This is a genomic window from Oceanisphaera sp., from assembly GCF_048268965.1.
In the GTDB taxonomy this organism is placed as follows: Bacteria; Pseudomonadota; Gammaproteobacteria; order Enterobacterales; family Aeromonadaceae; genus Oceanimonas.
Genome location: NZ_JBLWUK010000008.1, coordinates 33,858 through 58,146, shown reverse-complemented (window position 1 = coordinate 58,146; position 24,289 = coordinate 33,858). Strand labels below are relative to the sequence as shown.

21 protein-coding genes are annotated in these 24,289 nt (G+C 56.9%); 2 read left to right on the top strand and 19 right to left on the bottom strand.

Annotated features, from left to right (window positions below; genetic code table 11):
• Positions 1–44 precede the first annotated feature (44 nt).
• Entirely contained in the window at positions 45–545 is a 501-nt protein-coding gene (locus ACN0VL_RS05930; protein ID WP_417615473.1) for a hypothetical protein, read from the top strand.
• A gap of 55 nt (positions 546–600) precedes the next feature.
• Positions 601–1,884 (top strand): hypothetical protein, encoded by a 1,284-nt coding sequence (locus ACN0VL_RS05925; RefSeq protein WP_417615471.1) that lies wholly within the window; start codon positions 601–603, stop codon positions 1,882–1,884.
• Between the two features lie 390 nt (positions 1,885–2,274).
• Here the strand turns inward: ACN0VL_RS05925 and ACN0VL_RS05920 are convergent, their stop codons facing one another.
• From ACN0VL_RS05920 to mnxG, 19 genes are all read right to left on the bottom strand, one after another.
• Positions 2,275–3,129: a CsgG/HfaB family protein gene (locus ACN0VL_RS05920; RefSeq protein ID WP_417615469.1), complete on the bottom strand. Its 855-nt coding sequence runs from the start codon at positions 3,127–3,129 to the stop codon at positions 2,275–2,277.
• 52 nt (positions 3,130–3,181) lie between these two features.
• Complete coding sequence (locus ACN0VL_RS05915) at positions 3,182–3,592, bottom strand: curli assembly protein CsgF (protein ID WP_417615467.1); 411 nt, start codon at positions 3,590–3,592, stop codon at positions 3,182–3,184.
• A complete protein-coding gene (csgE, locus tag ACN0VL_RS05910) occupies positions 3,589–3,963 on the bottom strand; it encodes a curli production assembly/transport protein CsgE (RefSeq protein ID WP_417615465.1) in 375 nt (124 codons plus the stop codon). Before csgE ends, ACN0VL_RS05915 begins: the two co-directional genes overlap by 4 nt.
• 179 nt (positions 3,964–4,142) lie before the next feature.
• On the bottom strand, positions 4,143–4,628 hold the full coding sequence (locus tag ACN0VL_RS05905) for a type II secretion system protein (protein ID WP_417615463.1): 486 nt from the start codon (positions 4,626–4,628) through the stop codon (positions 4,143–4,145).
• A complete protein-coding gene (locus tag ACN0VL_RS05900; RefSeq protein WP_417615461.1) occupies positions 4,615–4,983 on the bottom strand; it encodes a type II secretion system protein in 369 nt (122 codons plus the stop codon). Before ACN0VL_RS05900 ends, ACN0VL_RS05905 begins: the two co-directional genes overlap by 14 nt.
• Positions 4,984–4,986: 3 nt before the next feature.
• Positions 4,987–5,460: a type II secretion system protein gene (locus ACN0VL_RS05895; protein WP_417615459.1), complete on the bottom strand. Its 474-nt coding sequence runs from the start codon at positions 5,458–5,460 to the stop codon at positions 4,987–4,989.
• A gap of 10 nt (positions 5,461–5,470) precedes the next feature.
• Positions 5,471–7,279, bottom strand: a complete 1,809-nt coding sequence (locus ACN0VL_RS05890; protein ID WP_417615457.1) for a secretin N-terminal domain-containing protein — start codon at positions 7,277–7,279, stop codon at positions 5,471–5,473.
• Positions 7,280–7,380: 101 nt separating this feature from the next.
• Positions 7,381–7,926 carry a hypothetical protein gene (locus ACN0VL_RS05885; protein ID WP_417615455.1) on the bottom strand — a complete coding sequence of 182 codons (546 nt, stop codon included), beginning with the start codon at positions 7,924–7,926 and terminating at the stop codon, positions 7,381–7,383.
• Positions 7,926–8,474: a GspMb/PilO family protein gene (locus tag ACN0VL_RS05880; protein WP_417615453.1), complete on the bottom strand. Its 549-nt coding sequence runs from the start codon at positions 8,472–8,474 to the stop codon at positions 7,926–7,928. The genes ACN0VL_RS05885 and ACN0VL_RS05880 overlap by 1 nt, the downstream gene beginning before the upstream one ends.
• On the bottom strand, positions 8,461–9,006 hold the full coding sequence (locus tag ACN0VL_RS05875) for a hypothetical protein (RefSeq protein ID WP_417615451.1): 546 nt from the start codon (positions 9,004–9,006) through the stop codon (positions 8,461–8,463). Before ACN0VL_RS05875 ends, ACN0VL_RS05880 begins: the two co-directional genes overlap by 14 nt.
• Position 9,007: 1 nt before the next feature.
• Complete coding sequence (locus ACN0VL_RS05870; protein WP_417615449.1) at positions 9,008–9,820, bottom strand: hypothetical protein; 813 nt, start codon at positions 9,818–9,820, stop codon at positions 9,008–9,010.
• Positions 9,801–11,537, bottom strand: coding sequence for a GspE/PulE family protein (locus tag ACN0VL_RS05865; RefSeq protein WP_417615447.1), 1,737 nt, complete (start codon positions 11,535–11,537; stop codon positions 9,801–9,803). The genes ACN0VL_RS05870 and ACN0VL_RS05865 overlap by 20 nt, the downstream gene beginning before the upstream one ends.
• A 16-nt stretch (positions 11,538–11,553) precedes the next feature.
• Positions 11,554–12,108, bottom strand: coding sequence for a response regulator (locus tag ACN0VL_RS05860; protein ID WP_417615445.1), 555 nt, complete (start codon positions 12,106–12,108; stop codon positions 11,554–11,556).
• Between the two features lie 225 nt (positions 12,109–12,333).
• Positions 12,334–13,293 carry a peptidylprolyl isomerase gene (locus ACN0VL_RS05855; RefSeq protein ID WP_417615443.1) on the bottom strand — a complete coding sequence of 320 codons (960 nt, stop codon included), beginning with the start codon at positions 13,291–13,293 and terminating at the stop codon, positions 12,334–12,336.
• On the bottom strand, positions 13,290–14,846 hold the full coding sequence (locus tag ACN0VL_RS05850; protein ID WP_417615441.1) for an ABC transporter substrate-binding protein: 1,557 nt from the start codon (positions 14,844–14,846) through the stop codon (positions 13,290–13,292). The genes ACN0VL_RS05855 and ACN0VL_RS05850 overlap by 4 nt, the downstream gene beginning before the upstream one ends.
• Before the next feature lie 4 nt (positions 14,847–14,850).
• On the bottom strand, positions 14,851–15,465 hold the full coding sequence (locus ACN0VL_RS05845) for an SCO family protein (protein ID WP_417615439.1): 615 nt from the start codon (positions 15,463–15,465) through the stop codon (positions 14,851–14,853).
• Complete coding sequence (locus tag ACN0VL_RS05840; RefSeq protein ID WP_417615437.1) at positions 15,462–16,124, bottom strand: SCO family protein; 663 nt, start codon at positions 16,122–16,124, stop codon at positions 15,462–15,464. The genes ACN0VL_RS05845 and ACN0VL_RS05840 overlap by 4 nt, the downstream gene beginning before the upstream one ends.
• A 29-nt stretch (positions 16,125–16,153) precedes the next feature.
• Positions 16,154–18,136, bottom strand: coding sequence for a cytochrome D1 domain-containing protein (locus tag ACN0VL_RS05835; protein ID WP_417615435.1), 1,983 nt, complete (start codon positions 18,134–18,136; stop codon positions 16,154–16,156).
• A 64-nt stretch (positions 18,137–18,200) separates the two neighbouring features.
• A complete protein-coding gene (gene mnxG, locus ACN0VL_RS05830; protein WP_417615433.1) occupies positions 18,201–24,026 on the bottom strand; it encodes a manganese-oxidizing multicopper oxidase MnxG in 5,826 nt (1,941 codons plus the stop codon).
• Positions 24,027–24,289 lie beyond the last annotated feature (263 nt).

Sequence of the window (24,289 nt, the reverse complement as noted above, 5' to 3'; positions counted from 1 at the left end):
GCCGGTAAACCGGGCAGGAAGAAAAACCAGAGGGATCTGAAACCATGCCACACCAGACAAACAGGCAACGCCACCATAAAGCACTTCTGCTTGGCCTCTGCTTCTGTCTGGTCAGTGCGCCGCTGCAGGCGGCAGATTTGATGGAGAACTTCGATTTGGCCGGGAATGCCGATTTGATAGTGCCAGGGACAGGCGAACCCGGTAGTACAGCACAGGCTCAGCTGGCGGTAGTGCTCCAGCAGGGTCAGAACAACCTGGCGCACATAAGCCAGTCCGGCCAATCCCTGCTGGGGATTATCGTCCAGGCTGGCACGGATCAGGAAGCCTATATCTTGCAACAAGGAGGTAGCCATATGGCAAGGATTAATCAGACGGGTCAGGGCAATGCGGCCTTTATTTCACAAGAAGGTGTCGACAACCAGGCATTGATTGTGCAGGAAGGCGCCAACAACGGAGCCCGTATCGAACAGTCCGGGGCCGGGCTGCAAGGCAGTATCGCCCAACACGGCAATAACCAGAATGTACTGCTTCGCCAGTATCACTGATATCCACGACGTTCATTTGTGATGTACACGATAAATATCCTTTGGAGGTAATACCATGTTTAACGTAGCCCAGTTTAAAATCACGCCGGTCGCCGCGGCCATGATGACCCTGCTCAGCGTTCAGGCACTGGCAGACAACAGCACATCCACCCAGACCCAGGACGGTGCCACCAACCAGGCCACAGTGATCCAGACCGCAGCCAGCTTGAGTACCGTCACCCAGACCCAAACCGGTGATGGCAACTCGGCTACTGCCGATCAGCTAGCAGATGCGGGCAGCAGTTCAACACAGACCCAAACAGGAAACGAAAACATAGCCACCAGTGTCCAGCATAATGGCAGTGATGTCACCGCCATTCAAACCCAGACCGGTAACGAAAACGATGCTCGCTCCACCCAAAACGGGGAAACTGGAAGCATCTCTTCAACCGTGCAGAACGGCAACACCCACGACGCTTCGGTCACCCAGCTGTCCGGCAGCGTAAACCAAGTGCACATCATCCAGAATGACGACGGCAACATTGCCGCCACCGTCCAGGACTCCGAAAGCAACAGTACCATCGACCTGCAGCAGTTTGTCGATGGTAACGATGCCTATGTCGACCAGGCTGGCGGTTCGGGTAATACCGCCACAGTGCTGCAGTCCGGTACCGGCAACTACTCGGGTACATGGCAGTGGGATCAGCTGGGCAGTAATTCCACCACCACCCAGTACGGCACCGGTAACGAGGCGATTGTCGACCAGCTTGTTGGTGAATACAACCAGGCGACGGTGTGGCAGGACGGCGGCACCAATGCCGTTCTGGTAGAGCAATACGACGCTTACGGAGTCACCGCCAGCGTTAGCCAAAGTGGCGGCGATAACAACCTCAGTTACCTCTATCAGGAGGGCGATGGCCACAGCCTGACCGTCACCTCGGTTGGCTCAGACAACAAAGTCTACGCTGGTACCGAGTACGGTGATTACAATGATGGTGGCCAGTTCGGTACCGGTCAGAGCGCCACCCTGACCCAGAGCGGCGGCGAAAACCTGGTTAACCTCCATCAGACCGGCAGCTATAACGAGCTGTATTTCGACCAGAGCGGCACCGGCAACACGCTGACCGCGGTGCAAAGCGATGGCGGCGGCCTCGATGTCGGTAACTATGCCATGGGCTACAGCCACGGCGACTACAATACCGTCACTCTGGATCAGTCCGGCAGCAGCAACTGGGCCGAGATCAAACAGGAAGCAGGCAGCAGTTACAACACGGCCACTGTCACCCAGTCCAGCCTCAGCCAGACGGCCTATATCACTCAGTACGGCACCGGAAACACCGCGACCACCACCCAGAACTGAGCAGACTCCCACTCAATGCCGCCCCCCGTGGGCGGCTTTTTTTGCAGCCGCATTATTGGTTGCAAGCATTTTATGGCGGCCACTCCATTACAAGTGCTTGCCTACACAAGGTCACACCCCATGTTAGTCATGCTGTTATCCGGAGTTATGTCGACCGCAGCGGCTACCTCGCCGCCTCCTCAAGACTTTCAGACAGGAGCGTGTAAGACAGCTGTGCCGTGCAAGGCGGCCCGCTACGGGTGGAAGTCGAGCCGAATGAAGACAGGGCTTAATCTGTGGGTAGAAGGCATAGAGCAAGCCCCCGAAAACACGCGCAATAAAAAGGACAGCCCCCGTTGCGGTACAGCTCTGTCCTGAACATATAACTGCAACCCCGGATAAAAAAGCTGATTAGCCACGCTCGGCATTACGCTGCGCTTCGTCGAGGTATTTCGGGAGAGATGAAGGTTCGGAGCTGCTGTCATCGGCCACCTGCCACAGTCTCTGCTCGATACCTTGTGCCACCAGGTGCGCCACCGCCGCTTCAATTGCCGACAATACACTGAGCTGGGCCGGCTCATTGGTGGTGTAGCCCGCCTCGGCTTCCAGCAGCTCCTTGAATTCGATGAACTTGAAGACCCCCGCCTTGTACCCCACCGAGTAGATGGTTTTGCTGGTCATGACGTTGGCCAGCACTCGCCCACTGCGCACATCCACCGCGCGCAAGTTAACCGTCACCTGATCGACCCGATACTCGTGCGAGAGACTGATCCCCAGATAGGCCGCGCCCTCTCCACCACTGCGCACATTGGTGTCGTAGGCGATAATGCCGCCTTCCAGCAGCAGGTTTGCCGCCTGCAGCGGTGGTAGCGCATCCTGAATGTTAACCGGCGTGTTGGGTTTGTTCTGGGAGGCACGGATGATCTTGCGTTCGGTCAGCACGTTCTGCAGCCCTTCACGCTCCAGCACATGGAACCAGCCACTGGCTTGCAACGCATCCACCAGCATGCTGGCGGCGCCCTGGGTCACGCTGGTAGAAAATGAACTGGCCGGTGTGGGTTTATACTGACCAGTCTGGTCACGAAAACCATAGACGGCGGCCACCAGTCGCCCCTTGGGCCGGGGCAGCGCCAGCAAATCATAATAGGTAGACGCCCGTGGCGTCAGGGTCGGGGTTTCGGGTTCTATCTCCGCCTGTACTGGCTCGCGCACCGCACAACCCGACAGCGCCATTGACACTAAAGTCAGCATGATTAATCTGTTCATTGTCTCGACATCCTTGTTAGACCTTGATACAGCGGTTTATTTATAATTGATTTTACAAGCCGTTAACGACCACTTCCGATACTTCACCGGTCACCCGGTCGGTAATCATGATACTCAGAATTCCCGCGTCATCTTCAAGATTAATAATAAACGCCTCCGTGGTCAGGCTGCCGGTATTGCCGTCCTGGATATTAGTCAGCAACTGTGACAGCAGGCGCGACTCCAGCTGGGAGGTAAAGCGCTCCAGTGCCGTTGGGGTATTTCTGAGCCGACTCTCCAGCTCCGGATCCTTATGTTTATTCTGAGCCTGAGCGCTACCCAGCAAAAAAGAGCCATTCAAGGGGCTGCCACCAAAGGTGGGATTAATGGGGGTATAGACCAGCTCTGTGGCCTGAGCCGCACCGGTAACACAACTGGCGGCCAGCCAGAAGCAGACCGGAGCAGACGCCATTTTTATCTTCATAGTTCATCCCTCTCCAAATCGAATGTGTCCTGAAACAGACTTTCCAACTTCTGCCGGGCAACTTCTTCACGCACCAGATCCGCCGCTTCATGAGCAACCGACTGCAGCTGCGAAGTATTGGGGGCGAGAAAGTTACGATAAAGCGTCTTCCTTTCATACTCTACCCACACCAGGCTACCCCAGCGGGCCGAGGGTCGTTCGCGTACCACCAGATTGAAGTCCATTTTGCTGGTATCGCGCAAACGTTCGGTGAAATAGCGATAGAATTCATGCCCCACGCGAGAAATGCTGTTATCGACGATGAACCCCATCATCTCGTCCTCGTTCGCGTTCACGCTCCCTGCCGTCAACAACAGCAGTAGCAACCCCATTAATAGTGAGCGCCCTCTCAAGCGGGAACTTTTTGCTGTTTTTACACACTCGGATACGGTGACCAATAGAGCGACATCACTGGATATACAAGCATACTCCGGATGACGGTTCGCCTGACGTTTCATCTCGCTACCCCTTATCATGATTGTAGACCCCATAGCGCGGCGGGCGGATACAGTCAGTTCATTAAAAAGGACTTTTCTGCCACAAACTGCCAGTCTCGGTAGCTGCCCATGTGCTCGAACTCCACCCACTGAGCCGGAAAGTTCGCCTGCTTTAACGGCTGCGCCTGCAAGCGGCTGTAAACGCCGGCAATGCGGCCATCAACGGACAGGATCAGCCCCCAGTCATGACTTCCGGTCATTGGATCCGGGTAGAGACGGCGCAGATGGCGACGAACCTGAGGGAAGCGGGGATCCTCCAGCAGTTCTTCCAGCCGTTGCGGATACCGGGCCACGCCCGGCGAGCTGCGGTAGTAGCTGCGCAACGCCTGGGCATATTGAGTCCCTACCCATAGCAGCTCCCGTTCCTTGGCGCGCAGACTACCCTGTGACCAGAGTTGCCCGGTTCCGGCCAGCGCCAACCCCATTAACACCACCAGGAACAGCACCCCGATATAGGTAAATCCCTGTTGCCCCGCGGCCACACCGCTACCACTGCGCATACCGGCTTCCATCCCGGGCCTGGCCTGGGGCTCCGCTTTTGATATCCCCTACCCCGTTACCATCCGGCGGTGGCACTATGACCCATGAGTCACTGCGCTCGATAATAGGGTCCTGCGGCACCTTGCGCAGATAGCGCTGTTCCACCAGCTGCTCAAGGGAGTCCGGGTAACGGCCACTATCACCATAATATTGATCGAGCGCCTCACGCATTACCGACAGGCTCTGGCGGAGTGTGGTCTCCTTCGCCTTTTCCAGGCTGGTGAAATAACGCGGTCCCGCCACCGTCAGCAGCATGGCGATAATGCCCATCACTACCAGCAGTTCAATCAGGGTAAAACCCAGGTTCCGTTTCATAAATCACCATGCCCGATAGGGAATACCGTTAAGCCCCGTGCCGGGAGCCAATGAATAAACATCGAAGACATCGTCCCCGGCTCTGGGCTCATCTGCCGGGCTAACGTAAGCTCTCAGCCCCCAGTGTTCTGTCGCCTCCCGTCGTTGATCGGCAAAAGGATCCCGTGGTATGCGGCGTAAGAAGTAGATTTTCCCCCCTTTGACATCTCGTACGTCGCGTACCCCTTCCACCAGCACCTGCAGGGAGGGCGGGTAGCCACTTTCATTGGCCGACGTTTGAATATACCCGGCCGTCGCCGCCATTTTGTAGGCATCTATGGCATCACGGATCTGGTACAAGGCCGTTTTAAGCTCCTGCTCGTGGCCGCGACGGATCACGGTTTCCGTCATGGGTAATGCCATGCTGGCAAGCAGCGCCACCAGCGCCATGGTGATCACCATTTCGATCAGTGAAAACCCCCGGGATCGCTGTAACATCCTGCCCCCCTCAATATACCGGCGCGTCTCTGTTCAGCCCTTCAGAGCCAAGCGAAGATAGCGGTACCGAAACAGGTTGCAGCTGCAAGTGACTCTCGGTACCGCTCGAAAACTCCATGTCGCTGGGGCTGCGGTATGGCAGGTTGCGAACGATACGTGGAGTAATGGACAACACCAGTTCCGATTTGCCGACCGTATTCTGATTACTGCCAAACAGTCGGCCCAAACCGGGAACGTCACCGAGCCCCGGGATCTTGTTACCGCTGGAAGAATGGTCATTACGCATCAGGCCGGCCAGCAACTGGGTTTCACCATCACGCAGCCGCAGTGTGGTCATCGCATTGCGAGTATCTATCTGTACCGGAATGGTTCCCGTACTGGTGGGGCGCTGTGGCGTAGCATTGCTCACCTCCAGAGAAATTTTGATCCCCACCTCATCGTTAAGATAGATGGTCGGCTCTACATCCAGTTTCAGACCTACATCCAGATAGGTGATGGTTTCGGTAATTACCGGACCCTGAGTGGAGGGCACCGAAGTGGCGCTGATAATGGGAACTCGCTGGCCAATATGGATCTTGGCTTTCTCCTTGTTGGTCACCCGGATCACCGGGCTGGCCAGGGTATTCACGTCATTGTCCTGGGCATTAACCCTGAGCTGGGGAGAGGGTGATATGGTGATGCGCCCCGAATCAATACCCCGCAACTGATCCAGAATGCCGATAGCAGATCCATCGGCGTTAATCACGCCAAAGGTGTTGGGCCATTGCAGCCCAAGGTCGAGAATTCGCTGCTGGGATACTTCCATCACCTCCAGCTCCAGCACCACTTCGGGGCTGGCTTGATCTTGCGACAACAGCAACATTTCGGCCATGCGCACCGCGTCCTGCGAATCTCTCATGGTCAGGGTGTTGAGCCGCTCGTCAATAAAGATATCTCGGGTTTTAAGCATGGTCTTAATCAGGTTAAGCGCCGAGTTGGCATCGGTATTGGTCAGGTAGAAAGTGCGCATCACCAGATCCTGATAATCCTTCAGTTTCTGTGGCGAGTCGGGATAAATAAGAATGGTATTGTCGTTGATCACCTTCTGATGCAACTGATTCTGTTGCAACAGCAGATCAACGGCGTCTTCGATGCTGACTTGACGCACAAATATCGACGCCTTGAGATCCGGCCTGATGTCTTTATCGAAGATAAAATTCAATCCGGCCGTACTGGCCAGCACCTCGAAGATTACTTTCAGGTTGGCGTCTCTGAATTCCAGGGTAACCGGACGGCTCAAGCGAGAACGTAACTGCGGATAGGGAGTGCGAGTACGCGCCCTGAGTGTTTCGATGCTGCGCTGTAACTGTCGCCCGCCTTCATGTTTCGGATCCAGGGCGAAAATGGAGCGTACCTGCTGCTCGGCGCCACTTAAATCACCCCGACGCAGCGCCGTCTGCCCGTGCCGAAGCATGTCGCTGATATAGTGCATCTCATCCAGTTGACGCAGCCCTTCCTGGGCTCTGGCGTTATAGCGATCAATGCCCAGTACCCGTTGATAACCGAGCCGGGCATTCACGAAGTCTCGTGAAGCTCTGGCCATGTCTGCCTGACTCAACAAGGTCGTCAATACCTTCTTGCGCTGCGTTGCCAAGGCAAGCTGCAGGGCCGTATTACGTGGTTTTTCCGCGGCGCTTTGCTCGAGTTTGGCCAGCCCTTCCTCGTAGTTCCCCGACTCGATGAGCGTCACCCCCTCATGCCGGCTCACACCGGCACACCCGGCCAGCAGAACCAACCCTGCTATCATGAGCAGCCAGCGGCTCCACGAATATCCAGTCACTCTTTTCCTTACCCAAGCCTTGCCGCCGGAAACAGATTTCACCGCCGGAAAAGGCAGGCAGGCTAACGTCATTCCGTCGTCATTAACCCGTGCCGCCACTATCATAGTTTGCTCCCTACATTTAGAGACTGAGTCGCTTGCAGAGGCAGATAGACCAACGTCATCCTGTCGTCGGTCACTCCATCTACCCGATAAGTGCCGTCGATCACATCACCGACACTAACAACATGAACCTCCTCTCCTCGTTGTAAAAACACCAGCATTTTCTGGCTGTCATCCAGTTTGCCAATAAAACGAAAAGGCAGAGGGGGCGCCACAGGGCGCCGCGGCGGCGGTGAATACACGGGAACCACGGTCACCGGTGCTCGCGGCGGTGCCACATACCAGCTATGAGGGGCAAACAGATCGGTACGGGTGGCTACTGCCTGCTCTTCCCCTCTGATACGGCCTGCCTGCTTGTTCATACTCACCGACTTTTGGCCAGAACGTAATGTCGCCAGCTGTCCTTGCTCCTGCGGTGAGAAGTCCGCCCTTGTCTGGACGGGCATACTTGCGCTCTCATCGGTAAAAAAGTATTCGGGAATAATGGCAAGAACGCCAGCCAGCCCCAAGAATATCCCCCAGTAAAGTCGTTTGCGGTGTTCCATCACAACCTCGACAAATATAATGTCATACGAATTCGGCCCTCGAGTTGAGCATCGGCAATCTGCTTACGCCGAAAGTCCACCTCCTCCAGTACCACTGCGGGTAACTCGGCCAGGAGTCCATGGAGAAAACGCCGCAACTGAGGGTAGCTGCCACGCACCGGCAACAGAATTTGATAACGTACCAGCTGCGTTTTTGGATCAACCCCCAGCGCATACTCGCCACGGGACAAAGAGATGTGCTCCTGTTCGGCCAACACATAAATACGATCGATGGCGGTCGTGGCATCCATCTGTGCCGGCAAAGCCTGATAAAAATCATCCACTTGCTGTCCCGGCGCCGCTGGCGGCACTTCCAGTCCCTGCTCCAGCCGTTCGCGGTATTCAACGGCCTGGCTGGTACGCTGCTTCAGCGTCGCCAAATGCTGCCGTTCCGGCAAGAGCACCAGCCCACCGTAACCCAGCGCCAACAGCAACAGCAGCCCTCCTGTCCAACCAGGCCAGCCCAATCGTTGCCACTGCTCCTGGAGGATCAGCTTAGGGATACTCATGGTTCACCTCCCAGGTCGCCAGCAGGGTGAAGCGAATCGGCCGTTCGGCCACACTCGCCACTATCTCGTGGCTCAGCAAGGACACATCGCTTAATTCATCGCTTTGCTCCAGCTGACGGTGAAAGGCCAGCATGGCCGGCAAATCACGAGACTCGGCCGAGATGCGTAGCTGCCGTTTGTGCGCATCCGGTGCCAGCAACAGCAGGGATACATCCTCCCGAGACATGGTTTCAAGCAGGGTAAACAACCCCTCCCAGGGGCGGTTCATCTGTTCGGACACCCGGCGGATTTCTTTCAATTCAGCCTTTTTTTCGGGACTGACATAACCTGAGACAGCCCCCGCGGCTGCATTTCGCCCCGGTAAAACACCCTCTACCTGCGCGAGCTCATGCTGCTGATTTTCTATGGCGGCGGTGAGTCGCCATTGATACAGCAGACTCAAAAGGGCAACAATGACGGCCAGCAACAACAACCCCCACCCCGGCAGACTGGCCCGTGGACGAGATTGAAAGTCGAGTTCGAGTGACCGCATATCAGAGTACCGCCATTGCCATGGTATAAAGATAATCTCCCCCCACTTCGGGCAGGGGAAGAGCAAGGGGATGGGTGGGCACCGCACAAACCGGACTGGGTGGCGACTCGACTCGGCCTGGTGCATGCAGGTAAATTTGTGACGCCGGCGTGCCTTCTAGCTCCTGCAACTCCCTTTCCCGCTCAACCAGGATGCCCAGCGCCTGATCGGAGTCGTCACTCGACAACGAACGCACGTGCGCCCAGTGCCCTCCTTGTGCCAACAGCAAGGTACTGCGCTTGGGTTCCGCGAGAATAAACAAAAAGTCATCCTCGGGCAGCGCCTTGGCAAAGCGGTTGAACGCCGCCATCAGATAAGGTTGTACCGAGCCGAGTTGCCAGCCTCTGCTGCTGGCACTCTGTTGCAAACTGAAGAGCAGTTCAGCCGGCATGGCCGCTGCCAGGCGAGCCCGACCACCGGCTTCGGGCGAAAAACGAAACTGCCACTCATTATTGAGCGAGCCATAGATCTCCTCAAAACAAATACCGGCATAATTCTGCAACTCACCCGGCGAGTCGATTTGCTCACTCCAGGGAAGCAGGCAATAACGGGTAAACTGATTGGAGACCAGCACATGCAGTTTGGCTCGCCCCCGACTCGACACCTGATCAAACAAGCGCTCCAACCCCTCCAGTGCGGCTAGCCAGCCCGACTTCTCACTATCCTTGTTGTCGGCACGGCCCAGCCACACCAAACCATCCCGCGAGCTCCGGCACAAACCCACTCCTTCACCACCCAGGACGGCGATATAACGCTCAGTCGACAAAAGTGACACGGTTGATCTCCTCCAGAGTAGTTCGCCCTTCACGTACCAGCGCCAGCGCCGAGCTGCGCAACAGATGCAGCCCACGTCGACAGGCGAGTTCTTTGAGCTCGGCTACCGGTCGGCGGTCGATGATCAGCTGGCGCAGCTCATCGTCCAGCTGTAATAACTCGGCAATTGCCGTGCGGCCGTGGTAGCCAGTTCCACGACAATGGCCACAGCCGGTGCCGTGCACAAAATGAAAACCCTCGATACTGGTGCTGTCCAGACCCGAGGCTTGCAGCTCATCCTGACTGGGAGTAACGGGAGTGACACAGGACGGACACACCAGGCGAAGCAAGCGCTGGGCTAATACCGCGTTAAGCGCGGAGACGAAGCTGTAGGGATCGACCGCCATCTGGGTAAAACGACCAATAACATCAAACACGTTGTTGGCATGAATAGTGGTAAACACCAGGTGACCGGTGAGCGCAGATTGCACGGCTATTTGAGCGGTGTCGGGATCGCGAATTTCACCGACCATGATTTTGTCCGGATCGTGACGCAGAATGGAGCGCAGCCCACGAGCAAAGGTCAGTCCTTTCTTCTCGTTAACCGGGATCTGCAACACTCCGGGCAGCTGATATTCGACCGGATCCTCAATGGTGATGATCTTGTCTACGCCATGGTTGATTTCGGTCAGCATCGCATAAAGGGTGGTGGTCTTGCCGCTGCCCGTCGGCCCGGTGACCAGTACCATGCCATAGGGCTCAGCTGCCAACCGCCGCAGGTGACGCAAGGTGGCTTCTTCAAAGCCTAGCGACTCCAGGTGAACTCCCTGGGTCTTGTCCGCCAGCTCCTGCTTGTCGAGTACCCTCAATACCGCATCTTCACCGAAGATGCTGGGCATAATGGAGACTCGAAAATCTATTTGTCGCCCTTTTATCGCAATCTTGAACCGGCCATCTTGCGGTACTCGCTTCTCACCGATATCCAGTTCAGCCATCACCTTAACGCGAGAGATAACCTGCTCCGCAATATCACTGCCATGAACGCGACTGATATTATTCAATACCCCATCGATACGGTATTTAATAACCAGTCCCTGCCCCGTCATACCAATATGTATATCACTGGCATGTATTTTCAGGGCATCGTAGAGGGTTGAATTGACCAGTTTGACCACCAGGCTGGGATCTTCGCTGATACTGGTCAATGACAGGTTTTCCAGCGTGACATCACTGTCATTATGGGGCTCGGCCTCGGCATTCAGCGTACCCACGGCCTGGTATGTCTCTTCATGGCGGGCCAGATAAGCAACCAGCGCTTCTCTGTGTACCAGGTACAAGGGGGCACCATCCAGACAGGCGTCGATCCAGGCCAACCTTGCGTCGTCGAATGGGTCGGAAAAAACGCCCACCAGCTGCTGGTCCAGCAGGATCATGACAAACTCTCGTTTGAGCGCTTGTGCCAATGACACCCGCTCGAAGCAAGGCACACAGGAAAACAGGCGTTCGCCGTCCAGCACGGGGTAATGCAGGCTCTGACCCAGATGCAGCGTAAACTCATCCGGCGTCAGCGCCACCAGTTCTTCCAGCTCTACCACCAGTCGCCGTCCACTTTCAGCGGACAGGGTGCGCGCGCGACCTAATAGCCCGGCATCGAAGCGAGGCGTGACGGGTATAGCGGGTCTATCCGGTATGTCCTGATTATCAGGCTCAACTCCCATCAATAAGGATCGTCTATCCATGACCTTCCCTCACGCATTAGGTTCGACCGTTATCCTCGGTCGATTCATCTTTTGAGCAGATTTCTTCCGGAATGTCAGCCTGCTCAGACTGACGCCGTTCAGCATATACCCAGGTGCCATCATACATCTGTAATGGAAAGTCACTGCGCTGACGACGCCTGCGATCTGTTCTCTTTTCGGGCGAGCCGACATCGCAATGATTGCTCTGACTAACGTCCCTTAACGCCCCTATTGCCCGGGCCAACTCCGCCAGCGGAAAAGGTTTAAATAGAATGTAGCTTATTCCGCGCTGCACTGCCTGTTCGCGAACATCACTGATCGGATTTCCTGTCATTAATACGCAATGACCATTCCAGTATTGATGAATGGCATCCAATGCCAGGAGCCCTGCCATATCCTGCAAGCGAAAGTCGAGTACGATAATGTCTGGAGTAAAATCATTCTGCACCAGACTGATAGCACTGGCCCCGTTACTGACAACCTGAACCTCCAGCTGTTGAAATTCGAGATAAAGCTTGAGATTTTGCGCCAAAATAAGTTCATCTTCGACTATCAGCACCTTGTTATTCATAATGGAAAACTCCTATTACTTTTCAAGCGGGCCTTTTCTTGCCGCAGTTGCACGTATCCAGACATAAACATGCATACTTCACGCCAAAAAAAACTACCGTGAATTTATCCTGTATTTCATGAAAATAGCCGAAATTTTTATCAGAACTGATGCATCTATCCCCAAAATAGAGGAAAAGCTGGGTAGGTCACACTCACTTCCCCAATATTGGGGACTCTCAAGCCATTAGCGAGACAGCACTTCAATCTCGCTATCAGCTCGCAGTCGTGCCAGGGCGTCAGCGCGCGCTTCGGCCTGCTGTTGGGTGACCAGCTGCTGTCGAATCAGCTCCCGGGCCTGTTGCGCTGGCATAGAGACCGCAGGCTTGTGCTGTTCAAGCTTGATCAAATGCCAACCATACCGGGTTCGGACCGGCTCGCTGATGCCTCCCGGTACCAGAGCAAAGGCGGCAGTCTCGAAGGGCAAAACCATATCACCTCGCTGAAAATCATCCAGCAAGCCCCCCTGTTCCGCCGAGCTGTCTTGGGAATAACGGCGTGCCAGAGCGGCAAAGTCAGCACCCTGACTTAATTGCTGCTGCAGGCTTGTCAGCTGTTGATGTACCGCGGCGTCGGTCTCGCTATTCGCTCCGGCATCGACTTTCAGCAATATGTGCCGTGCCTGTAACTGTTCGGGTCGCTCAAACAGTTTCAGGTTCAATTGATAGAGTCGATTCACTTCCTCTTCGGAGGGCGAAGACACCCGAGCGAACGATTCCAGTACCATCATGGCCGCCAGCTCCTGCTCCAGATAATCCGCATAACCGGACTCATCAAAGCCATCTTTATCCAGCCGACGAGCAAAGCTCTCGGCGCTACCAAAGGCCGATTTTACTTTTTGCAGCTCCGCCTGCACTCGTGTCTGATCCACTTTAAGCCCGCGTCGTTGTGCCTCCTGCCATAGCAGCTCTTTATCGATCAGCTGTTCCAGCGCTTCGTTTTTAAACCGCTTGTAAACACTCGGGCTGCGAATAGCACCCACGCTGCGTCCTTGCGCCAGCAGATAATCGGCAAAATGGCGATCGAGGCGGAAGTTAGTGATTTCTACCCCGTTAACCCTGGCCGCCACTCCCACAACCTGAGACCAGCCGATACTCATTTGTGAACAATACAAGATGAACAACAGTCCCCATTTCATTCCCTTCATAGCGAGTCCTCTATACGAAGATAAGGCCCTAGTGGCCGAAAGCGTCGAGTTTCAAGATCCACCGTCACCACATGCGCTCCCGCGGCCCCAACCCTTTTTCCTGGCCCAAAGTTCAGGGCCGGGCTCAGCCCGGTATTAAAGCCATAAAGGGCCTCGAGAGCGGTCACCAGCTTTTTTCGGCTGGCGTCACGACCGGAACGTTTGAGACCTTCGCCGAGTAAAACGGCGGCACTATAGGCTTGCACCTGCAGCGCCGTATATCGGCCACCCAGCTGCCGGCTTTGCCGTATCGCGGCCAACTCGGCGGCCCCGGCCGAGGTCCAGTCACTGGGCAGAAAGGGATAAGCAAGAAATACCCGCTCGGAGAATGATCTCGGCAGGTTAAGCACTTCACCGGCAACCTGAGCCGACACGGCAAACAAATAAGGTCGTCGCCCCGACGCATGCCATTGCTCGGCCAGATCGACGAAGTCTTGCGAGGCGCCGATGAAAAACAGCGCCTGGTTGGGTGTCGTTATGGGCTCATCAGTCCCGCTCTGCTGGCGGTTATCCAACAGCTGTACCCGAGGCCACCCAGAGTGTCGCAGCTGCTCAGCCAGAAACTCGGCCAGCTCACGCTGGTGGGCCGGTTCCGAATAGGCGATAACGGCGCTGCGCCCATCGGGGGGCAGCATATCGCCGGCAAAGTCGCCAAGCGCCTGCAACTGCTCACGCAAGCCGGCCAGGGCCCGAAAGACCATGCTACGATGGTTGCCGTCTGCATAGGGGTCAAGCGGGCCAATCAGGGGGATACCCATGGCCTCGGCCCACTCAGCCAGCGCTCCGTCCAGCCCCGGCACCAGCGGTGCCAGCAGGGCAAAAACCGGTTCACTCTCCTGTAATTCGTCCAATGCAGCTTCGGCACTGGCCCGGGTGTCTCCGGGGTCAACGACAACCAGCTCGAGCCGACGGCCATGAATACCGCCGTTATCATTGATACGCGAAAAGACCTCCTCAAGCACACCGGCGACTGTCGCCCCCATTTCCGCCCTGGCTCCTGCTTTGGGGAGCAGGCTGCCAATACGCAAGCTGTTCTCTTTCAGTCCGGGGTCGCCATCCTCTTCCAGCCGCTTTAAATAGGCGGTCAGGTTGTTCATGTCACGCAACGACATCACAAACCGGGGCATGGCGGGATCCAGGCGTTCACCGGCAGGATCCCGCCCTTCGGTCACCGCGCGGGCAAAGGTGTGTTCGTCATAGGGCGGTCGAGTGCGCCCATGGCTCAGCCGTCCCCCATAAGCAAGGGTCAGCCGCCGCCAGAGAATGGCCGGGGGCCGCACGCCCCCTTCCGGCCGGCCTCGTCCGTCTGCCCCATGACAACTGGCACAGGGCAGGACCGAGGCGGGCAATACAGTGCCGGCGGCCCCTACCCGTGCCTGAACCAAACTGCCCCCCGCCCCTTCGCCATGCAGATACAGCCGCTTGCCCGCCGCCTCTTGCGGGTTCAGTTCGAGGCCGGTAACGGGCCCGTTCAGACACAGTAAAGCGCCAGCCAACCAGAGTCGATAGCGCATGGGGTCAGTACCTGGGTTCGGTCAACAATTGCAAACGCTGGGCAATCGCCTGTACCTGTGCATCGGGCCGGATCTTGCTCCACCGCTTGTTCGCCACATCGCCGGCGATCAGCAAGGTGGAATGGGCTTCCGGACTATCGATAAAATGTCCGAGACGCGACAACACCAGATCAACTTCGGCCTTGTCACCCGTCAGAAAACTCCAGTTCGGGCTTTCTACCCCGTGCTTGTGTATAAACTCCTGGAGCACTTCGGGATCATCGTTCACGGGATCACTGGTCACGGAAATAAAGTGCACCCGCTCGGCGGTTTGTTCGTCCATCGCTGCTCGCACCTCTTTCAGCTTGCGGGTGATCAACGGACAGGCATCTGCGCACTGGGTAAATACCACATTCAGCAGTACCACCTTGTCTTGCAACACATCGCTGTAGAAACGCACCGCCTCCCCATGCTGGTTTAGCAAAGTGGTGTCGGTAAAATAACTGCGAGCGTCTTGGGGCGCACTCACTTCAGTCTGCTCCGCCTGCGGATGCTGAGTATGAGCATCATGGTTTTCATGAGCCAGCACAGGGTTGATCATCATACTCAACAGCAGGGCGCTAAAGGGGATGTATTTCATGGTTGAGTTCCTTCATGCATAGCGGAATGGTTGTGTGCCAGCGACTGGCGAGCGCGACTGAGCTCATTGACCTTGGCGACCAGGGTCTCGGGAGACGTAAAGCCATAGAAGCGGGCCCAACGGTCGCTGCGCCCGTCACCCACCATGATCAACGGCGGGTGAGCCTCATAATCGGCTGCCCAGGCGCCCAGGCCCTTGAGGGTCTGATCGATCGACCGGGTCGTGCCGGTGAGCCAGCTCCAGCCGGTTCCCGCATTGAAGTTTTGGGAGTATTGCAGCAGCCGGCTTGGGGTATCACGCAAGGGGTCCACGCTAATGGATACCAGTTGCACTTCTTCTCCTACTCGCTCGCCAAGCTGGCTCTGCACCTGCTTCATCAACCCCGAAACGACTGGGCACACTGTGGTACAGCTGGTATAGATAAAACTCATCACCACCAGCTTGTCCGCTACCAAGTCATCTTTGAGGTTGACCGAGTGGCCTGTTTGATCGAGCAGGGATACCTCGGCGAAGTGCACCGCCGCATCTGCCGCCCGGGTCGGCTCCGCTTGTTCATGAATATGGTGCTCGGGGCTATGTGCCTGCACCGACGTTGCGAGCAGACTCGCTCCAAACAGAGCGAGTAACCTACCTGTGTTGATGTTGCATCCTTTCATCATCAGTACTCCTGTTATGCCGAGTCATTTTCTTAACGTACCTGTTCGGTCGCCACCACCCTGGGCTGGGTACGCAGGCTGGTATAAGGCAGATCATTAAATCCCAACCCAAGGGAAGCCGCGGCCACATGCAGGTAATAGGCGCCAGCCGACTCGAGAGCGACCTGGGCCTCATAAATGCCGTCACCGATCTCCAGAGCCTCGACCTCACGGGGCTGGGAGGAAGGTGCCTGAAAATAACGTATCCGCAGATCCTCGACTCCGCTCACCGGCTGGCTTTCCCGGCCCCGGGTCAATCGCAAACGCATCTTGACCGGCATACCGGCCACCAATGGCTTGTCCCACAGAAACTCCACCTGGGGTTTTTGCAACCGCTGCACCAAGGCCGTATCGGTCGCTACCTCTGCGGTAAAACAGTGCGTCAGTTCCGGTTGATTGAGCATGAGCGCCACATCGAACTTGCCGGCTGCCGGCAGCTTGACTTTGGTACTGTAAACACCGGGCTCCAGCTCTCGCAGGCTACGATCGATCACCTTGGCTGCCCGCGCCGCATGCCCACGATTCAGGTAACTGAACATGGGAGCATTCATCCCTTCGGTGTAAAAGTAGGTGCTGTTGTCTACCGGATTCACGACAAACACGGCGGCGTCTTCCCTGGCTGGTGCCAGGCTGGTGGCGAGGGGAAGGTTACCGGCCAGTTTGGGCGCCGCCGGGCCGGCTTCGAAGCTCTGTACCGTGGGCGTTTTTCCTGCCCCCAGCGATAACAGATTAATCATGGAGACTCTGGATGAAGCCAGGCCGCGGATATAAGCGTAAGAACGGGTAAACACCAGCTGATAGGGTTCGGCGGCCACCTCAACACTGTGCAGTACCTCGTCGGTCGCCGCGTCTATGATGGTCGCATTGTCTTCCATGGTGTTGAGCACTATGCCAAAGCGACCGTCCTGGCTGAAGCGCAACGGGCCTATACCCTGCCCGGCCTGAATAACCTTGCGTACCTGCAGACTGCGGGCATCAACCACAGTGACAGTGCCCTCTTTGCCGTCGCTGACATACACCGCCTGCGACAAGGGCGAAAATGCCACCGCCAGTGGATGTGGCCCTGTATTTATTTTCGCCACTTCAGTCAGGGTCGCCACATCAAATACCGTCAAGGTGCCCGCATCCCGATTGCTGACAAAGGCATGGCGGGAATCGTCACTGAAGGTAATATCATGATGCCCCGCCCCCGTGATCAGGGTTTTCAGCGGCTCCAGGCTCTGGGTATCGATGACGGTCACTCCCCCCAGCTCCTGATGCCGGCTATCGTTGCCGACCCACAGATAACGCTGATCCGGTTGCAATGCTACCCGCACCGGCTCGGGGCCGGCTGCTATATTGGTCAACACTTTGAAGTTTTCGGTATCTATCACCGCGACTTCCCCGGCATTGGGCATGGAAACATAGAGCCGTTTGTCGTTCGTTCCGACAACCCAGTCCATGGGCGCGCGTTTCAGTGCTATTCGACTCAGGGTACTGGTGATGCCTCCTACCGAAATGGAAGGGTCTATCACCGTCAGACTGGCATCCTGATTGAGTACCATCAGATAGTAGCTGTTGAAATCGATCAGGGGGCGGGCTCCCATGCGCCCCTTGAGGTAATAACCAATTTTGGCCTTGCACTGGGACTGATAATCCCCGCCCTCGGGGACACTTTGGGCAACATCGAGCCAGGCACCGGGCACCTGGCCGGAAATGGGTTGCCCCGTGGTCGCGTCGCGAAGACGAAAACGAATATCAACCAGCTTGCCTTCTGTGGGTATGGCATCATTGCCAAGCGGGACTATCTCGAAGTCGATATCGACGCCATCCCGTTGCAGGTGATGCTCTTCCCTGGTTGAGGTGTCTCGAACATGATGGGGGGCATCGCTGGCCGCCCCGGATTCTGTAGTTGTCTCGGCCGCGTGCACCTGCAGCTGGGTCATCAGCAAGGGTGTCGCGCAACACAGCACATAAAATATCGATGATAGCTTCATCGGCATATCCCTCTCGTTAAAAAAGCCCGGAATCCGCTTCCGGGCTATGTTGCTTAGTTGCTTACTACCTTCTGGTTCGCTCACGTCGAGGCGGTCTGCCATCATCTGCGGGCGGAGGTGTCTCGAGAGCCGCAACTCGCAGGATACCCCAGAGCCCGTTGGCATTACCGCCGCCGGTAAAGTCCCGGTACAGATAGTCCCCGGGTATAGCGTTACCGCCACCAGCACTGGGGAACATCATGCTGAAATGGGCTGCCGGCAATATGCTCTCCTGAACACCGGTATACATGTCCATCGGATTATAGCCGAAGGCCACAGACCCGACGCCCGGATGCTTGAGCGGGTAGCCATAACCGTCTTGCTTCTCCGATACGAAAGGCATACGTCCCCACACGTGACCGGTTAGCTGGAAGCTCCCCGCGCGCCCGGCACTGGCACCTTGCAGTACATGGGTACGGAACGGCTGTCCGGGCGCCACCGTCAACACGGGTGTTTCCGGGTCACCATTGGTCAGATCGTTACTGTAGGCCATATGGGCATTGGGAATATCTCCCCAGCCATGGCCACCGGCCCGCCCCGTGGGAGCGTCAGGCGCCTTTTTAAACCGGTACCACAGCGGTTCGCTCTTGTAGTTGATGGCCATGCCCGAGTTATCTTCGGGATCTGCGGGTACTCCGAAGCCTTCCGGCATCATGTTCTCCACCGGTCGACCATCGGCCCAGCGCATATTCAGCCCTCGCTGCCAGCTCAGGGTGAAGTCGCGATACGCCGGCTCGCCCAGAGGTTGCACGGTTGCAGAGGCTCGCGTGGCCGCATCCTCGGTCCAGGTGGATCCTAAAGGACTGATGACCATACTCGCGGACAACCCCTTCTGAGGCTGCTTGACCCTGTCGGCTTGTATCAGGTTCAAGCCACCAAACTCGATGGGAGTGGTATCGATCCGGTCGACATTACGTCCCAATCGAGAAACCGGTTGTCCTTCCCGCTCGTAGTGTCCTGCGTAGTACTGATAGCTTCTACTCGGATACTCAAGCGCTCCGGCGGCACGTGGCGGTACTGTCTGTACCGGGTTGATACCCACGTTGGTGCCATCCGAGCGGGTGATATCGTAAGCCAGCAACTGCGCATGGATACCCACATGGTTGGAAGGTCGCATCAGGTTATTATTGAAGGTGGTAGCCCCCCGCTCGCCAAAGCGATCGCGTTTGACCGTGTCTGCCATTACTGCAAAGTTGGGCAGATCCGGCATCTCCAGCGGCAAGCGGTTTTCCAGCTCGACGTTGATGCAATCACCGGCAGCAGCCCTCAGCACCAGCGGCTCGATAGGTACTCCTTCTTTAAGCTTGCCGGTCAGGGGATCCAGATCGGACTTGTGCACATACATGATGGCAGTAGGGTCGTGCAGCGGGCCTGACTGGCCGCCAATGAGGGTAGCTTCACCGGTTTCTTCGTCCAGCACACTCTCCTCGGGAATACTCACGGGTCGTGTGTTATAGACCAGAGTACCGCCATCCGGATTGAGTGGTCCCCCCACATGCAGGCCATCACCATCTGGGTCCCCTATGGTCAGTCCCAGAGGGTTACCCAGGATATCGTTGGCCAGCGCCGCTACTATTTCGTAGTTGCGCTGCGGTGTGGCCCTGGTCCCTATGCCATTGGGGTTGGGTCCATAGCGTGGGCAAGCACCGTCGAAGTCCACCGTATTGCGCGATGCCAGCGGCCGTGGGTTGTTCGGCAACGGGAACAAGTCGTTGCGACTGGTGGTGTAGTTACGCATGATCCCCCACATACCGTGCCAATAGCCCTCTACCGAGGCACTCATGGAGTACAGGTAATCGCCGGTCTCGGCATCCGAGCTCGACAGCATGGCCACCGGAGCGGCAAAGCCGAATTGCTCCGACAGGCCAACCTGCTGCGAGGCGCGCCAGCCGGCATTGGAGCTGGAGCCGACCCCGGTTCCGTTACGCAGCCACTTGATGCCGTGCAGAGTTACGTTGTGTGCCTCCTCATAGCCGCCTGCATGCACCCTTAACCGCACATTGTCTCCCGAATAGGTACGCAACATAGGGGTGAAGGGGTCACCGGGCTCGTCGCCGCCATGGTTGATATGGGGCGGGAAGGTGGTGGTGCCACCAGTCGGGCCTACGGCCGAGATAATGTCGCTGGGCGCCAGGTTCAAGGCCGGTATGGCACGGTCGGTGCGGCTTTGCAGAGCGTGCGCCAGGTCACCGGCCAGTCCTTCGGCCTGCATACCCGGTTTACCGTCAGGCGCTATGCGCTCGGGGTCATAAATGCGCAGCCCCACCGGTTCGTTACGATAGTTGACGGTGTACATTCCGGGATCTTCGACCGAAATCGCCTGAGGACAGGGTCGGCTCAGACAGCCTGGTATTTGCCCGCCTTCCACCTCGACCACCGACTCCAGCAAGGAGCTGGCACTCTGCCGTGCCGGCGGATTGATGGCATAGCGGAAGCTGTCGGCCGTTGCCGGGTAGGCTCCGGGGTTGGGCACACCATCGGGGCCGGCACCTACGTAGACACCCGCCTCGTAGGCATGCTGAAAGTCACTGTACTCCAGGAAGAACTCGCGGAAGCTGTCGTTTTTGCCATCGCCGTTGATATCTCCGGTGGCAATCACCGCCTGCCAGGAGGTCGGGCCACCATCATTACGCTCGGCGGTGTTGTACAGTCGCTCACCCGTTTCCGCGTGAAACCACTCTGAACCCGCCGGCTCGGTCAGCACGGTGGCATACAGCCCCAGTTGCTGATGGGTGGATGGTGAGAAATGGTCATGGGTAAAGATGTTGCCCAGACCACGATCGATGTTGTGCACATTGACCACAGGGTCGGCAAACCAGCGCTGCATGGTGGTTCTGGCGCCTACCCAGTCGCTGCGATTGAACTGACCAAAATAAGGATGCACCTTGGCCTCGGGGCAGGCTTCTGTTCCTTCCCGCGGGTCATTCTGCACACACTGATTATGTTCACGAATCGCATGGATACGCTCTACCACTGTGGTCGGCGCCAGCACACCGTCTTCATAGTTCCAACCATTGGCCGAGCCATCGGAAGAGGTCTGATCCCACTTGGGCAGGTGAATGTGCTGTCCCATCACATCGGTCGGCGTACGCACCTGATAGTCATCCAGCTCGAAAAAAGCCGGGATCAGGTTGGTTTGCTGGTACACGGCGCAATCGAAGGTGTTCAGACGCATGACCAGCGGCTCTGGCGGCTGCTGCTTGTTGATGATGGGCCAGGCGTCTTCCCACAACGCCAGCATCCGGGTTTGCGGATAGTGGTAACCCACCTTGTTGAACACCGCATCCACCTGAATGTTGGCCGCCTTGTAGATACGCGGATTGTCGGCGGTAAATTGCGACGAACCGGTAAATGACATGCCATCCAGCCGATCGCCACTGAAATACTCTCCTATACCTGAGGTCTGGGTCAGACGCTTTTGCTTGTCGTCAATACAGGGCTCAAAGAAAGGCGCTCCCGGCACCGGTGGTGAGCCGTTGGTCAGGAAGTTCTTCGGCTGTACGTCACCATTGGGCAACACGCTAAAACTGGCGTGCTCGGGTTGGGCATGGAATGCCATCCCTGCCTGTTCGACATCCGTGCCTTCTTCGGGAAAGAAAACCGGTTTGGCACGAGTAACAACCTTGGTGAAATCCAGAGCACTGGTGATCACTTCTGCCTCACCACCACTCGACCATCCCTCAAGGGCGTGACGGGGCAAGCCCCCATTCCAGCCATCAACCTGTGCCGGATCGAGTGACGTCCACAGGCTGTCGCCTGTATCTTTCAGGGCCTGAGCGGTCGCCGGGTCCAACATGTCCAACGGCGGCGTCGGTGCCCGCTGACCAACGGTGTGCTCTATGCCCCCAATCCAGAAGGGGAAGCCGGGGTTTTTCAGATGACCGTCGGCGTTACGGTTGGCTTCGCTGCGATCTACCAAGGCGACAGAGCCAACAAGAATAGACTCCTCACTATCTTCTGGGTCGGTAGCAAATTTAGGCACCACTGTGACCGAGCCCGGCATCGGTGGCATGGCCTTGCCCGGCAAAGGCACTATCGCCGGAATGGGCGTACCGGCCACGATTTCGCCATCCGGCAAGGCGCGTGCGCCGGCGGCAGGCAGGCCGCTGCGCAACGCAAACGGCTCTTCATGGTAACCCTCGGTCCCGTCTTCGGAGACCTGCAGGCGGGTGCCTTCTTCAAACACATCATGCACCCGCCACATGCCCCACATGCCCTGGGCAAAGTGTGGATAGAAGTGACAGTGGTAGATGGAATCACCGGCCGAGCGGTTTCGGTTGCCCGAACCGCCGTTGGTGATTTCATAGGTATAACCCGCCCCCGGGCCTAAGCCCTGCGCGTCCATGTAATCGGAGTTGTCATCATTGGGGTTGAACAGCCACTGATGGCCGTGCAAATGAAAAATATGATTCTCGATCCCCGTATGCGTGTTGCGCATTTTGACAAAATCGCCCTGATAACTGTGGCTGACGTTGGACGGTTCGGCAGGATACAGCGCCATGCTGGCCTTGATGCCGATATCGTTCTCCGACGGCACTTCCCCCGGGGCGATATTTTCCAGGCCGATGTTGGCCGGCACGTCAACCTGCATGGCGACATCACCGACGGTATGGGCACTGAGGAAAAACTCTTCATAGGCACATGACATGCAGTCATGCATGGGGCCCACCCCGAGTCGGTTGGCGATGATCTCGGAACCGAGGCCGCCGGAACCATAGTTGATCATGAAGGCATCGCGCACCGGCTCGAGCACATGGCCGAATGCCGGATCTTCCCAATAACCGGGAAATGCCTGCGCGACCGCGACTTCATCCTGAAACGCTATGGAAAAATCGCGGAACGGCTCCAGTCGGTTGGGCAAGGCGGGATTTCGCTTGCCGATGCTTTCCAGGGGATAGGTATCGGCCGGGAAGCTGCCATCGGCATTGGGCCCCATAACGACAGTATCGGTATGACTGGCAATAATCTCGTTGCCGTCAATCATATTCAAGATGGGCAGCCCGGCCTTGCCTTCGCTCAGCCAGGGCTCCCCCATGGGATAGCGGGCTTCATAATCAATGATTGGCTGACCCGCGGGAGTTCTGTCGATGGTGGCCAGGCGCATCTCTTCTTCGGTCACCGTATTTCGATAGGTTTTCGCGTGTTTGGGTAACACCACGACCTGGCCAAAGAGGCCGTTCGCCACATTACCACTGGTGCCATCACTGCCCAGGGTGGCTCCGTAACTGGTGGCGACAAAAGCGCCCTCATGCTCGGCGTAAAGGGTATAGCTGCGGCTGGCACCGGGAGCCAGCAAGGCATTGTCGTTGCGACCCACATAGGTGGCGATGTCGCCGATAGAGTTCACCGCCTGCATACCGGCGACTTCAAACCCCACATGCCGATCAGCCACCTGATCATCAATGTTCAGCGCCTCCTCGTCGGCATTGTTGGGGTTGGACTGGTGCGCCAGCAGGTTTTGCAGATTAACAGTCAGGCAGTCTCCGGCTGCCACCTTTAATACCAGTGGCCGAGGCCGCTTATCGGGCCGCAGCGTCACCTCTCCGGGTACCGCAGCCCCGCCGATAGACAGGGGCACCCCGTGATCGTCCACCACGTCCCGGCGCAGCGCAAACATCATGCCGTTGACGTTCTGAGCCCCCAGCCGATTAAACATCAGCGGTTGATCAAGGGCGACCACGTTGGCCTCCAGATTACGGGCGCAACTGATAGTGGCCTGCGCACTCTGCGGGAAAAAAAACAATGCTGCCGTCAACAATATGGGTCCGGCAATATAGGTTAATGGTTCCGATACCGATCCGCAGGGATCGGGAGTATCGGGCGCTTCCGAATTGATATTCCGTTTCATCATGACGAGCCTCCAATATGATGCTCAACACCGTCGTTACCAAGCATCTCTAGGTACAAAGCTCAGCTGCAAAATTTGTTCCAGAAGTAAAGGCAATAAAATCAAAAGCTTGCAAAGACCACTCCATTAATGGGGGTTATCTTCACCCATTAATGGGGACCTTCGCCCAAGATTGCCTGCCTCACTGTGGCTCGCCGATGGCGATAGCCACATCAATGCGGTGATGATTCAAGCGGGTAAAAAATGGCGACGATTTCAACGTCTAC